This window comes from Pediococcus claussenii ATCC BAA-344 (assembly GCF_000237995.1).
GTDB classification, from domain to species: Bacteria; Bacillota; Bacilli; order Lactobacillales; family Lactobacillaceae; genus Pediococcus; species Pediococcus claussenii.
On sequence record NC_016605.1, the window covers coordinates 1,683,292 to 1,697,424 of the forward strand.

16 protein-coding genes are annotated in these 14,133 nt (G+C 36.4%); 1 reads left to right on the forward strand and 15 read right to left on the reverse strand.

Translation table 11 applies throughout. The features are described from left to right. Window positions 1-42: 42 nt before the first annotated feature. From PECL_RS08325 to PECL_RS08345, 5 genes are all read right to left on the reverse strand, one after another. Complete coding sequence (locus PECL_RS08325; protein ID WP_014216149.1) at window positions 43-297, reverse strand: hypothetical protein; 255 nt, start codon at window positions 295-297, stop codon at window positions 43-45. Window positions 298-331: 34 nt separating this feature from the next. Next, complete coding sequence (locus tag PECL_RS08330) at window positions 332-541, reverse strand: hypothetical protein (RefSeq protein ID WP_014216150.1); 210 nt, start codon at window positions 539-541, stop codon at window positions 332-334. A gap of 150 nt (window positions 542-691) precedes the next feature. Next, window positions 692-1,369 (reverse strand): VIT1/CCC1 transporter family protein, encoded by a 678-nt coding sequence (locus PECL_RS08335; protein ID WP_014216151.1) that lies wholly within the window; start codon window positions 1,367-1,369, stop codon window positions 692-694. Window positions 1,370-1,381: 12 nt separating this feature from the next. After that, on the reverse strand, window positions 1,382-2,074 hold the full coding sequence (locus tag PECL_RS08340) for a VIT1/CCC1 transporter family protein (RefSeq protein ID WP_014216152.1): 693 nt from the start codon (window positions 2,072-2,074) through the stop codon (window positions 1,382-1,384). Window positions 2,075-2,354: 280 nt separating this feature from the next. After that, complete coding sequence (locus PECL_RS08345; protein WP_081478623.1) at window positions 2,355-2,963, reverse strand: TetR/AcrR family transcriptional regulator; 609 nt, start codon at window positions 2,961-2,963, stop codon at window positions 2,355-2,357. A 45-nt stretch (window positions 2,964-3,008) separates the two neighbouring features. Here PECL_RS08345 and PECL_RS08350 point away from each other — a divergent pair, with 45 nt between their 5' ends. After that, complete coding sequence (locus PECL_RS08350; protein WP_014216155.1) at window positions 3,009-4,067, forward strand: Mbeg1-like protein; 1,059 nt, start codon at window positions 3,009-3,011, stop codon at window positions 4,065-4,067. 7 nt (window positions 4,068-4,074) lie between these two features. Here PECL_RS08350 and PECL_RS08355 read toward each other — a convergent pair whose 3' ends face one another. The 10 genes from PECL_RS08355 to PECL_RS08400 form a co-directional block, all read right to left on the reverse strand. Then, window positions 4,075-5,025, reverse strand: coding sequence for an NAD(P)-dependent oxidoreductase (locus PECL_RS08355; protein WP_014216156.1), 951 nt, complete (start codon window positions 5,023-5,025; stop codon window positions 4,075-4,077). Window positions 5,026-5,027: 2 nt separating this feature from the next. Next, complete coding sequence (hxlB, locus tag PECL_RS08360) at window positions 5,028-5,576, reverse strand: 6-phospho-3-hexuloisomerase (protein ID WP_014216157.1); 549 nt, start codon at window positions 5,574-5,576, stop codon at window positions 5,028-5,030. Window position 5,577: 1 nt separating this feature from the next. Next, entirely contained in the window at window positions 5,578-6,198 is a 621-nt protein-coding gene (locus PECL_RS08365; RefSeq protein ID WP_014216158.1) for an orotidine 5'-phosphate decarboxylase / HUMPS family protein, read from the reverse strand. Window positions 6,199-6,218: 20 nt separating this feature from the next. After that, on the reverse strand, window positions 6,219-7,169 hold the full coding sequence (locus PECL_RS08370; RefSeq protein WP_014216159.1) for a sugar kinase: 951 nt from the start codon (window positions 7,167-7,169) through the stop codon (window positions 6,219-6,221). 20 nt (window positions 7,170-7,189) lie between these two features. Continuing rightward, complete coding sequence (locus tag PECL_RS08375; protein WP_014216160.1) at window positions 7,190-8,464, reverse strand: transporter permease; 1,275 nt, start codon at window positions 8,462-8,464, stop codon at window positions 7,190-7,192. A 21-nt stretch (window positions 8,465-8,485) separates the two neighbouring features. Beyond that, a complete protein-coding gene (locus tag PECL_RS08380; protein ID WP_014216161.1) occupies window positions 8,486-8,728 on the reverse strand; it encodes a hypothetical protein in 243 nt (80 codons plus the stop codon). Continuing rightward, window positions 8,721-9,482: a sugar phosphate isomerase/epimerase family protein gene (locus tag PECL_RS08385; protein ID WP_014216162.1), complete on the reverse strand. Its 762-nt coding sequence runs from the start codon at window positions 9,480-9,482 to the stop codon at window positions 8,721-8,723. Before PECL_RS08385 ends, PECL_RS08380 begins: the two co-directional genes overlap by 8 nt. 478 nt (window positions 9,483-9,960) lie before the next feature. Next, window positions 9,961-10,950 carry a LacI family DNA-binding transcriptional regulator gene (locus PECL_RS08390; protein WP_014216163.1) on the reverse strand — a complete coding sequence of 330 codons (990 nt, stop codon included), beginning with the start codon at window positions 10,948-10,950 and terminating at the stop codon, window positions 9,961-9,963. Between the two features lie 19 nt (window positions 10,951-10,969). Then, the gene (asp1, locus tag PECL_RS08395; RefSeq protein ID WP_014216164.1) at window positions 10,970-12,487 is read right to left on the reverse strand and encodes an accessory Sec system glycosyltransferase Asp1; all 1,518 of its coding nucleotides are present in this window, start codon (window positions 12,485-12,487) and stop codon (window positions 10,970-10,972) included. Beyond that, on the reverse strand, window positions 12,487-14,016 hold the full coding sequence (locus PECL_RS08400; RefSeq protein WP_014216165.1) for a glycosyltransferase: 1,530 nt from the start codon (window positions 14,014-14,016) through the stop codon (window positions 12,487-12,489). Before PECL_RS08400 ends, asp1 begins: the two co-directional genes overlap by 1 nt. Window positions 14,017-14,133 lie beyond the last annotated feature (117 nt).

Consider the following 14,133-nt stretch of genomic DNA (forward strand, 5'->3'; position numbering starts at 1 on the left):
TTCAAGAGGTTCATTTTTATTACCTATCACTTGTAATCTATTTTAATTAAATAAACTAACTACCAAATAAATAATATATCCCCCCAAAATGATTGCCACAAATGTAAACTGAATTGGTATTAAAAACGAATAGTTACCTGCCCCCCACGGGCCACTCAGCTTTTCAATACTAGTTTGATCTTGATACTTATGAACCCTTTTGTGATTCTCTTTTAATTTTTTAACCGAGTTCGGAATCGACCATACAAACCAGCCTTCAAGTAACACCAAAAAAATTATTGTAAATATTTTAATCATAGTTTCATCCTCCCTCGAAAAATTTAAAATCCCGCTAACTTGGAAAAAGCAGATCAAAAGTAATTGCAAACATTATAAGTCCAAATATTACGCCGCTCCAAATGCTTAGCACTGCAAATCCACTTGTACCCGAATTACCGTGCTGTCTAATTTCTCTAAAACTTTTAACAACAGAATAAAACTCCCATAGCATAACTCCTAGACAAATGATACCAACTAAAATTTCCCATACGTTAGTAGCCATACAAACATCTCCCCCATAAATTAATTTAACTATTTCGTTAAACTGATTATACTGCTTCGTTTTATTTAACGCAATAGTTAAATAAATATAAAACAAGCCACCTTAACATTGCAGATAGCTTGTTTTATCAAAATATTATCGAACTTACATCTAGAACAATCGTCCAATATAATAATGAATAAACATCGTTAAAATTCCAACTAACACGTTTCTTATGATAGCCTTCTTCACAAAACCGTTGCCAAGTTCAGCGCTCATTAATCCCGTTATTCCTACTGATATAATCGTTGCAATTATTGTTGCTAACATTTTGAATGGTGTTGGTGCAAAAGTCATCGCAACTAACGGTAAAATACCGCCTAATGACGCTGAAATAAGTGAAGATAACGCGGCACTCCATGGATTTAAATAACTGTCTAAATCCATGTCATAGCGAACATTAACCGCAGTATGAAGTGCATTTTTGTTCATTAATTCATCGGCAATTTCATTAGCTGTATCAGTTGTAACTCCCCGATCCATATAAAAATCTGCAACCACACCTTTTTCTTCATTAAAACCAGTATTTAAACGAAGCTGTTCTTCACCAACAACTGCCTTTTCAGTATCCCGCTGAGAACTAACTGAAGCATATTCCCCAGCTGACATTGAAAAAGCGCATGCTAATAAATCTGAAAGCCCTGCTATAAAAATCGTAAATGGATTAGTTGTTGCGGCTGCCACACTAAATAGAACACCAACAACAGTTAGGATTCCGTCATTAGCTCCCAAAACTCCAGCACGTAGCGTATTTAACTTATTATCTAAACTCTGTTTCTTTTTTGCCATCTCTATCTCCTACTATCTTGCAAACAAACTACCGATTAAGTAAGTCGCCGTCATTGTTAATAGACCTGCTATTACATTTCTAACTACTGCACGTGTTCGAATTGCCTTACCTAATAAAGCCGCACAATAGCCAGTTATGGCTAAGGCAACCACAACCGATAACACAGTTAACGGTACCCGCACCGACTGACCTGTAAAAGTAATCGTCAGTAATGGTAATAAGGACCCTAGCGAAAATGAAATCATTGAAGCGATCGCTGCCATATACGGACTTGTAAAATTATGAATGTCGAATCCAAATCTTTCGCGTACCGTGGTTAAAACCGGATCCTTATCCATCATTTCTCGAGTAGCTTTTTCGGCAAGCTCCTCGGTAATCCCGATCTTTTTATACTTTTCCCTTACAAAGTTAAATTCACTCTGGTAATCTGATTTTAGAGCCTCTTTTTGCATTTCAGCTGCATGTTCCTGAGCATCACGTTGCGAATTAACAGACACATACTCTCCCATTGCCATTGAAACAGTGCCCGCAAGCATTCCGGCTAGCCCTGAAATCAAAATTGCAAAGCTATCGGTTGTAGCGCCAGCAACACCCAAGACAATCCCAGCAACAGATAAAATACCATCATTAGCGCCCATTACACTAGCACGGATAATATTAATTCGTTGCGCTAGTGTTGACGATTTCTTCTTTGTATTTTCCATTTTGCCCTCCATTCAAATTAGAACGATTCTAATTAACCTTATACATGATACCACCACTTTTAGAATGATTCAAAGTAAAATAGCGCGTTTTTTAAAGAATCCGCTTTCACGATTTATTAGTTTTCAAAAACCAAGTAGCGCTGCTCATCCTAAACCACTTAAATTCTCGCTCTATGGCGTAAACAGCGTACTAGTATCTATGTTTTGCTGCACAAAACCAACAAAAAAAGAATCGCTAATCAAAAGCGACTCTTCGATTTGTTTATGAAGAGGAACGTCATCAGTCATCCAAGTCAGTTCTATACATCTTTATCAACTTATTGGATAGATCTACGATCCGCTGATTTTTACCTTGCTCAAGTTGCCACTCAATCTGTGTGTAAGCAATATTAGTATACAATTCATTAAGATATTCGCTTGGTACCCCAGTATTTTGTGCATATTCGGCCGTGAATAAGCTTTCTTGAACTGCTGCCCTTAAAACACTTCTAAAATTATAGCTTAAGTTAGAACCTTCCACATCCAAATGTAACAAAATGACTATTGCATATCGATTTTGCGCCAATTGATCGACAATTTCTTCAAGGCTTTCTGCAGTTAAATTTTCTACTTTTTGTTTATCAAATCGATCTGAAAGCACCTTAGCAAAGAGATTTGAATAACGATCAACCATGTTATCTAGTAATTCATACTTATCATAATAGTGCTCATAAAAAGTGGATCTTCCAACTTTTGCTGTATCAGTTAAATCTCGCACCGTAATCTGATTAAACGTCTTTTCTTGAACCAATTTTAGTAAGGCATCTTCAATTTGTCTTTCTGTTTTTTGATATTTATCAGTATGATCCATTTTGTTTACCCACTTTATGTTAAATTGACGTACTTTCATAAAAAATGCTACCCTAAAACAAGAATAACTAAAAAGGAAAACCGTATGCTTTCACTTTCAAACTATCTTGATAACTTTAAGAGTATTTTACCAGACAAACTAACTGATATGGATAAACTCGTTTTTGCTCGAGCAGCTTCTCTTCCCTTTCAGCTTATTTGGCAGGAGAATATGTCTGAAGTTCCACTAAATCAACTTTGCATTGCAATACTTGCCCAGATGGATCAGCCTACTAGACAGATCACTCTTCCAGCAGATCTTCGTCTTTTAATTCAGTTATCTGAATCTCATCGTTTTTCAGAAGTGACTGTATCTCGTTTAGTGCTTCACGATAGTACTAGTTTTAGTGAACAATTCGGTGGAATGACTTTTCAGCTTAAGAATAAACAAAAAGTTGTCGTTTTCCGTGCTACAGAGGGTACCATTCTAGGTTGGCAAAGTGATTTTCAAATGGCACTTCAGGCTAATCTTAAGGCTCAACAGGCTGCATCACGATATTTAGATCATGAGCTATCTATCGATGATCAATCTATTCGAGTTATTGGATATTCTAAAGGTGGAAACTTAGCAGCCGTTTCTGTTGCCCATCAACCCATTGAAGCACAATCAAAGATAATCGAAACCATTAGTTTAGATTCTACTCCTTCGTTCGAATCTGGAAGCCATTTATCAAAAGTTTCGGTTACAAACATTGTTCCTCAACTTTCAGTATTTGGAATTATTGCCACTAATCATTTTAACCAACGTAGTATTCAAAGTAATTCTGTTGGGATCTGGCAACATGACCTTTATTCGTGGCAAGCCGACAGTGATGGTCAGTTGATTGACATACAAGGATTAACCGATTTTACCAGTTCTGTACCTACCATACACATTGAGGCCATCGATAAACTATCTTATAGCAATAAAAAAAAGCTGTTAGAAAAACTCTTTTCGGTATTTCAGCAGCTTGATTTAACAAATATTTCCGATCTTATTAAACATTGGAGTCAAGTAAAAGTATTAATTCGCTCTGAGTTAAAAGGACTAGATCCAGACGTTTCTAAGCTTGCAAATCAACTTGTTACTGATATCTTCAATGCAATCTTACAAAATATACACTAAGGATTATTTAGTATCCTCGATGGATATCAATAACATTTCTATTAATTTTACCCGTTGCTTGTAAACTCTGTAGGTTTTCAAAAAGAATTGCAAAAAGCTTTCTTCTCAAGTGTGGAATTGTACCCGAAATATGTGGTGTTAAAATAACATTTGATAGGCTCCACAACGGCGAATTCGTACCAAGCGGTTCAGACTCAACTACATCAAGTGCAGCACCTCTGAGTCTACCTTCTTTCAGAACAGTAGATAGATCGTTAGTTTCAACCGATGCTCCACGACCAACATTAATAAAAATTCCATTCGCGTTCATATTATTAAAAAATTTATTATCAAAAAAATGCACTGTTTCTCCAGTAAGTGGCATCGTGTTTATTACGATGTCACTTTTTGCTAGTAATTTTTGATAGTTGGTCACTTTAATCGCATCGTCAAACCCATTTTTACTTTGTCCAGAATGATTAACCCCAACTGTTTTTACGCCAAATTGCTGCAATAATTCCCCCACGGAAGATCCGATGTGACCAGTTCCAAAAACTAAAGCGGTGGCATCTTCCAAAGCAAACATTTTCTCGCGGATTTCTAAATGCGACCATTTGTGCTGACTTGCACTAACCATTGAAGGTTGGATCCCACGCGAAAATGCTAGTAAATATCCTAATACCATCTGGGCAATATATTTACCATGTATACCGCTACTATTGGCAACCATAATATCTTGATCCAATATTAATTTTTGCGGTAAATAATCCACTCCAGCTGAATATGTTTGAATAAATTTAACCCTATTTTGAGGATTATTGAGAATTTCTTTTGCAACATCATCCCATCCAAAAATGACGTCAATTTCTAGCTTTTCTTGGCTAGTTACTTCGCTTGATTGAATCACTCTAGTTTCCGTTAGTTGTTTTAGTTTTTTTAAATCATCCTCATGAATTGGATACCGAGTTAGTATATTCATAATTATTCAACATTCACGTGCTCATTTAAAGCATCTTGATTACTAGTATCATCACGATGTGCAAGCTTAAGCGTCAACGCATCCAAAGTTATATGAACCGTTTGATCAAACAGAGTTGAAAGTAACTGAATTGATTTAACTCCTGCACCCGTCTTAGTTGCTCCCGGAACAACGATAACTTTATCAGCTAACTGAGCAAGTGGTGAGCTTTTATCACTAGTCAATGCAATAATATTCAATCCTAATTTCTTGGCAGCTTCTGTATCCGCTACAATCCCTTTTGTTGTTCCCGAACCTGAGATGGCAACCCAAGTATCACCCTTTGCGATTGAAGGAGTGATTGTCTCCCCCATAACATAGTCAGTATATCCAATGTGCATTAAACGCATTGCAAATCCCTTAGCTTGGAACCCAGAACGTCCTGCACCAATAACAAAAATCCTCTTGTCCTTCGTTATTAATGGCATAGCATTTTCAAGCTGTGTTTCATCGACTAAACCCATAACCGTATTTATTTCATTCATAATATCTGGCAATACTTTTTCATTCATCTTAGATAACCTCCAAAAATTTTTGTGCAGCTTCAACAATATCACTTGCTCCAACAATACTTGACCCAACAATTACAATATCAACTAAGCCTTGTTCAGATAACTTTTGGGCACTATTAAGGTTTATTCCACCTGCTACGGCCAGATGTTTAATGTTTGGAAACTGTTGTTTGAAATCGGCCACATCATCTGTTGGCTGAAAATCATCCGTTCTATCAACACTATGGTGTAACGCATATATAGCATTAGTATAATTTTGAATTTCAGCGATCTTATTGTTGCCCACTTCTAGCAGGTCAATCATCATCTGCTTTGCATGTTTAGCTGTAACCTGATAGGTAGTATCCAGTGTTGCCTGCGAGCTTGCTCCCATGACAGTTAGTATATCACCACCAAATTTGAAACCTTGCTCAAATTCGTAACCACCTTCATCAATTGTTTTGATATCAACTAGTAACTTTGACTTTTGAACATTCTCTCGCATCTTTTCAATTCCAATTGTACCGTAATCCTTAACCAAGGACGTTCCCATTTCAATAATTGGCACAACTCCATCAAGTAATTTTGCAATTTCAACTGCCCTTTCGATGGAAACCCGGTCTATTGCAACTTGCAATTCCATTTTCTCATCCCTCCAAAATCCTAATTCTCTTTAAGAAACTTTTCTAATTGTTCTCTATCCGGATAACCGTCATTATCTCCGGGAGCTTGAACGGCCAAGGCGCCAATCGCATTCCCTCTTCGCACAGCTTCCTTTAAAGACAGACCCTCCAGCAAACCCGTCTCCAATCCTAATGCGAATCCATCTCCGGCACCAACTGTATCAATGACGTGGTCTACCTTAAATCCATCTACAAAATAACTTTCACCATTCTTTTGTTTTACAAAAGCGCCGGAAGGTCCATCCTTTATAATAACTGTCTTTGTAACATCACTTTGATTTAAATAAAAATCAGCAATTGTTTCTAAATCACGACTTCCAACTAAAATTTCTCCTTCACCTACTCCGGGCAAAATTATTTCAGCTTCTTTGGCCAGATTGTTAATAGTTTGAACCATTTTTTCCGTAGATGACCAGAGTTGCGGACGCAAGTTAGGATCAAAGACGGTTTGGATTTGATGCTCACGTAACAACTTAATTAAATACTCAAAGCTTTCAAACGCCTGCTCGGAAATTGCTGGAAAGATTCCAGATAAGTGGGCGATTTTTACATCTGAAAAATCCACCTTATCTAGAACATCTTTTTCAAAATGCGCTGCAGCGGACCCTTTTCTAAAATAATAAATACTTGGATCTCCCTTTGACACTTTATCTTTCAATTGAAAAGCGGTCCAGTAATCATCAACCTGTTCAATATAATCCGTTCCAATATCATTATCGTGCAACTCTTTTTTAATAAAATCCCCAAATGGATCATTTCCTAATTGTGTTAAATATTCAGTAGTATGCCCCAGCCTTGAAACACCAACTGTGACATTAACCTCAGCTCCAGCCAAAAATTTACGAAAGTTTTGGGAATCGGCCAATGATTGATCTTCATCAGTCGATGCAAACAAAGCGATTGGCTCTCCAATTGTTAAAAATTCACTCATAATAAAATCCTCCTAACCTTTTAATGGTAAATGTTCAATACTAATATTAGATTCAAAGCTGTTGCAATCCAAGCCCACGGTAATCCAGTGGAAAGGAAAGTTTTTGTAGTTAACTTAGCATACTGAACCGACCATAAATTCCAAGACTGAGTAATGTCGGCAGAAACTGCCATCATAGTTGGCACAACCAATAGTCCATATAGGAAATATGGTGGAAATAGCCCCGTTGCTGTGAAAATTGAAGCTGTTGCAGCGCCGGCACCATATAACATTAAGGGACCTCTGAAATATGAAAGCGGAGCAATAACCATCATAATCAAAATTAAAACTAAGTGATTTGTTGGTAATATTGACTTAAATATTGAGTTAAATCCACTCATTGCAAACACTGCCGCCTGTTGGAACATCGTTAAAACAAACAACATAATCAATAATCCAGAGATATCACTAATAGCTTGTTTCACTGTGCCATTCATTAATTTAACAAATCCAACATAACTTTTCATTTGTCCGGTCATTAAAAATGCTAATAAAGTCGCAACTATCAGTGCTGGAATAGAATTCCATTGAAAAATGATACTTAATGAAACCGGAATAATTGGAAGAATATACGTGAATGGTGAAACTTCCTTTATGTCCTCCTTAGAATCTTCCGCAATCATCTCAGGTTTTCCATTTCGAATTTTTTTACTGTTAAATAATATGAAAATAATTACAACTATCATTTGGACGATCGCTGCTGGAATACCAAATTTTAAATAATTCGGTCCCCATTCCACACCCTTAAAGAATACTTGAAATTGAACAAATAAAACATTGTTAATATACATAGCCGCACCAATTGATAAGGTAAAAATTGAGACGGCTATTTTTCTTGGAACTCCCATTGAAAACAGAATTGGAAATAGAATAACTCCAACCGCAATCGCCGAGCCTACCCCATATGCTCCTGAAAAGATTAAGAAAGTCACTAACGCTATCAAAATTGACGCTAACACTGGACTTTTTTTCCCAACTTTTTCAGTCTTACGTGTAATGCTTCCAGCAATTCCGGTTTCAACCAATACTCGCCCAAACCAAGATCCAAAAATAATGGTGGCAGCCGTTTTACCGTAATCTAAAACTGGCTGTGTAAACACTTTATTAATTGCTGTGTTAAATGGCACGCGACCAATAATCACCCATAACACCGCCATTATGAAGAAACCAACGGTTAGATTTCCACCTTTCATCGCATAATATATAAAAAGCGCAAACGATAATATCAATAAAATCCCCGTAATTATTTCAGCCATGACTTTTTCCTCCTGGCGTATCTAATATTCGTTAAGTTCTCGCATGATTGTTTGGTAAATTGAACTTTGAGTATCTTTATCAGTAAAAAATTGCTGTTCACTGCGATTAAAGCGGTCTGCCAAATAATATGCTGATAGATAAGCTGATAAAGCCTTTTTGGTTTTTTCGGGAATTTCCGCTTCTGTCATATTAGTCACATCACTCGTTTGAAGAAATAATTTAGCAAAATCCGCTGGATCAATATGCATCTGTTTATCACTCATTTTGAGCACTCCCCTTTTTGTATGAATTTAATTTATTAATGCCTGATTCGATAACTGCATTACTCAATACTGGATACTCAAGAGCAATTGGCACATTAGTTGGCAGAACATCCAAGGCCTTCCGCCAATCAAGTTGCCCTTCATCAAGCGGTCTAACCTCAGGACCTTCTGTAACATCTTTAACATGAATATAACGAATAAAATTCTTTAATGTTTCGGCAGCTTCAAAGAAATTTTCTCCAGTAAATTCCCAGTTTCCTAGGTCATACACATATCCAACGTTTATTTGTGAGTTTTTAATATCATTTAAAAATTTTAGAATCGGTTTAATTCGTCCACTAGTTTGGGTTTGGTCATTTTCAACGTTAATCTCGAGCCCATCAAGTGTTTTTTCTAGAGTTTCGAAACTAGCTTTGAAATCCCCTTGAAAATGCTCATAATCGCCAATATTGAATTTTGCCTTTTTGATTCCCATAGTGTGCGATTCCTTAATATATTGAAGTAGTTTGGAATTCAGCATCCCATCAACGAATAATTCATCAGGAATACTATAAAATAGCTCAATATTGTGTTCTTGTGCCCAATTTCTAATTGCCGGAATTTCTTCGTCAATGTTGAAAAAGAATTCTCTTCGTACCTCAAATGACCTAAAGCCTAACTCATACAATTCTTGCAATAATTCAAGCTGTTGCTTACCATCTTCGTGTTCTTGATTAAGTAATAATAGGTTAGCTGTCCATTGATTTTCTTCCATGATTTAACCTCGTAAATATATTTGGGAAACCGGTATCCTTATTGAGTATTGTAATCGCTTTCAAAAAAATGTCAAGAAAAAAAGAGAGTGCAACAAGCCGGGTAACTTCTGAGGATTTGCAGGTAATATGAATTATGGCGGGTTTGGTCATGGTTCATATTGCAGGCAAACCGGAAGGGGTTGGCTTGTGGAACTCGTTTCAAAAAAGAGAGTGCAACATGCCGGGTAACTTCTGAGGATTACTAGCTCGTCTAGTATGGTGGATTTTGTTTTACAAAATCTGATACTCATACGTTGTCCATTCCTATGGACGCAAACCGTCTCATAGAAACTGGCTGCAGGTAATATGAATTATGACGGGTTTGGTCATGGTTCATATTGCAGGCAAACCGGAGGAGGTTGGCTTGTGGAACTCGTTTCAAAAAAGAGAATGCAACATGCCGAGTAACTTCTAAAAATCGAACAAAAAAAGACAATCCTAAAAGGATTGTCTCTTAACTATTTTGCTGTCAATCATATTAACGCTGGGTTCTGATTTATTTTCATCCCCAATATGCTCTATTAGTTTTTGTGCTGCTTCTTTTCCAATTTGAACTGGCTTTTGGTTTATAGCGCTAATGCCTGGAGTAGTTAAATCTCCAACTGACATGTCATCGTACCCCACTACCGCCAGCTCTTCGGGAATTTTAATATCAAAGCTCTTACAAATCTTAATAATATCTATCAATAATTGCCCATTGGTGGCAAATAAAGCTTTGTGTTTTCCTTTGCTGCTTTTTACTATTTCTTCAAGTTGAACTAAGTATTCATCATCCAATTCATCTAATTCAACCTTGGCATTAAATTGCTTAGCAGCCTCTAAAATACCATTATAACGAAGACTTCTTGAAGAGATTAAATCAATTTTACCCGTTATAACAGAAACTTGCTTATATCCACGTTGAAAAACTAAGTTCATTAATTGTTGTGCAGCAACAAAATCATTGGACGTAATCGATTCCCAACGTAATGGATATGTCTGTCGGTCTACTAATATAACCGGGCAATCTAGATTGTTTAGCATTTCATACTGCTTACTTTCAGACGAAAGCGGTTGTAGAATTATTCCATCTACATTTTGCGCCAAGATATATTTAATAGATTCCGCCTCATCTTTTAAATTATTTGATGAATCGTATATCAGTAATCGGTACCCTTCTCTTCGTAAGGTCGTTTGAATCCCCTTAATCAACCTAGATGTATATAAATTAGCAATATCTGCAACAATTAGTCCAATTATTTTATTATGTTTGGCCTTTAATGACCGAGCCTGTTGATTTGGAATATATCCTAGCTCCTCAATTTTGTTTGCAATTTTTTGACGAGTTTGCTGGTTCATTCGATTCCACTGTCCATTTAAATAACGCGAAATCGTCGCCTTAGAAACTTTGGACGCATCAGCAACATCTTGAATGGTTACCTTTTTCATCCATAACTACCCCTTCGGTTTATCTTAATCCCTTTTTCCATTGCTTAAATACTCTTGAAGCACTGTACTGCTGGGCACGCTTTCTAGCGCCTATACTTTTTTCGTTCCACAGACTTTGGTCACTTATTATTTGAATAATGTTAATGGCCATAGTAGTTTCATCTTCATCCGCCACAAGCTTTCCAGTTTCATCATCAACTAAGCCAACTGGACCATACTTTGTATCAAATGCCACTACTGGAGTACCGTGACCCAACGCTTCAATGATCGATAACGACTGTGCGTCACTTAAAGTGGTGCTGATAAACAACTGCGCGGTGTCATAAGCCTCATTCAAGTCCACTTGATACCCTTTAAACTTAATAGCTGCATCTAACTTATCTTCCTTTATCTTTTCATTCCAACCCTTAATACTTTCTCCATATCCATATATATCAAGAGTTACATCACTTAATTGATTATGAACTAGCTTAAACACATTGATTAACTTTTCAAGCCTTTGGTTTTTCGTTACTCTTCCAACAAAGACGAGTTTATGGGGCCCTCTGTCTTCTAACGGTACAATTTTATTTTCAAGTAAAGTATCCGATACCACACCAAAAGAAGCTTGTTTAATGGGCGTTGTTACTAATTTTGCGCCTCCCATCCATTTAGTTAGATCGTGTTTTTGCTCTTCAGTTGCCACAATTACTCCATTTAAAGAGTCCGCTCGTTGCAAAAGTATATCAGCATACATTTTCGATAAATCACCAAATACTTGGTCCTTCGGATTAGATGAATGCGGTGTTGGAATTGTCGCAAAACGTCTTGGATTAGTTTTCATATTGAGAACTGCATTATAAGAGGTTCCTGGTCGATCAGCAATAAATGTTGACCCTGGGTTATCCTGGTTTAATTGATCTAAAAAATATACAAATAATTCATCGTAATTATTAAAATACAAATCTTGATCCCTATAATCCAATAAATGAATCAATGACATATAACTTTGTCCTTCTTCATTTTTGGCAAAAAATTCCTCAATTTTGCGTTTTCCACTGGGACTATAACTATATTGGGTTATCAAGTTCCCCTGCTGATCAAAAAACTGATCACGTGACTTAAAACCCCGAATATCGTATAAAGTTGATTGCATTCGAATTTCTTTATTATTATAGACGTCAACCGCAAATAGCTGTCCTACAGTTCCTGGTGCAAAATGGACATCATATACAAGCTGATCCCCATCGTATACATGGCTTACATCTGCACCTGGATCAACATTGTATTCCGCTGCTAAATTTAATGATTCAATTTTAGGATAGTTTGGTTCTTTTGATGGCACATTGATTGCTTCTTGAAAATAATCAAACATATTTAAAATACTATTTTGAGGTAATGCAAAACGTTTTATATATTGTGCTATTAACCGATCATAGTTTCTGATAACGATTTTTGCGGGTTCGTTATTTTCAGAAAACATCTTCACTCGCTGCATCTCAGAGTGCTCAATGCCTGAATTCATTGCAACGATATATTCGTTCACTAAATAAATCATTAGCCCTCCTCCTGTTTGTTAAATAATAGTTGCCATGATTTCCAAATATTATCTTGTGAATACCTTTCAGCATCAACATAACTATTATCACTAAACTTCTGTAGCTCAGTTGGATTTTGTAGCGTCTCAATAATAGCCTGTGCCAGTGCGTCTACATCATCCAGTTTCACTAAACGGCCATTTCGTCCATCTATTATTATGTCATGTGGGCCATAGGTTACATCATACGCGATATTCGGAATTCCATGCGATTGGGCTTCCATTAGGGCCAACGCGAAGCCTTCAGCCCTTGAGGTTAATAGATTTAAAACGGCATCGTCGTATACGGTGTTAATGTCAGCTGTATAATCTTCAAAAGTCACAACATCTTCTAGATTCAAGTCTTTCACAACTTTTTTTAGACGAGGCCCTTCTTTACCGTTAGCATATCCCCAAAACGTTATGTGTGCGTTCGGGACCTTTTCACTTACTTGTTTAAATGCACGTATAACCTGGTCTTGCTGCTTTTCAGGAGATAAACGAGCTACCATAACAACATTACCCGCTTTTCGATCTTCAATCGGAATATGGGGACTATTCATAACTTCATCAGATACATTACCAACAGGAATTGCAAAAGTAGCTGTTTTGTTGCCATATCTTTCAACAAAATCATCCCGCTGTTGCTCAGTTGGTATTAAAACTCCATCCCACTTTTCTAAATTTTTAATTGCATATTCATAGTTATAATTTAAAGTTGCATCAAGAATTTTATCAGGATCATTTAAATGATTACTATGTAAATGCATGTACCGATATGCTGGTGTTTTCATATTAAGTACCGACCAAGCTAATTCAAATGTTCTATCTGTTATAAAACTGTTTTTCTCACTATTACGTTTGTTCAGTTCGTCTAAAAAGAAACGCATCATAGCCTGTTCACCATTAAAGGAATAGTCTTGTCCTTTATAATTCACGATTCTGTATAAGGTGTTTTGTAATTTATCTTCGCCATTTTTAGTGTGAAAAGTTTGATAAACTACTTGACCATCCGGGTTAAAAACTTGCTCGGCTATAACGTTTGAATCCCCATCATACAATTGTTCAAGACCTTTAAACCCTCTTGTATCGTACCATTCACTTTTTACCAATTTCCCTAATTGATCAAATGTCCTAACCACATCAACTTGCGTGTATTCCGGAGCTCGCATTGCAATTCTTTGAATAATTCGTTGGGAATTTCGTACCATGTATCCATGTTCATCTTGGTCATTTCGCAAAAGTTGTAAGCTTTTTTTTATTTTTAAGTCATTAATAGTAAATGAGCGTGCTTTCATTTCTTCTGTTCCCTGAAAAAAATCGAACAAATTTATCATGTCGCTGTCATCCAAATCTGCCCGTTTCAAAACATCATGTAAATTTAAAGAAAAATTTCGCGTCACAATTTGAGTTTTTTTCTGAAACTTTTTGAATAGTGCTAATCGTTGCATTTGAGCATGTTCAATTCCAGAACGTTTGTCCGCAAACCCAACATTAATAAAGTAAAACAATTAAATTCCTCCTTAACATAAACAAAAGACCGAAAGAATTATATTCCCTCGATCTATTGCTAATTTCTTGAGAGAATTACTTTCTGCTTTCACAGCCAGTACTTACTCCCATTATAT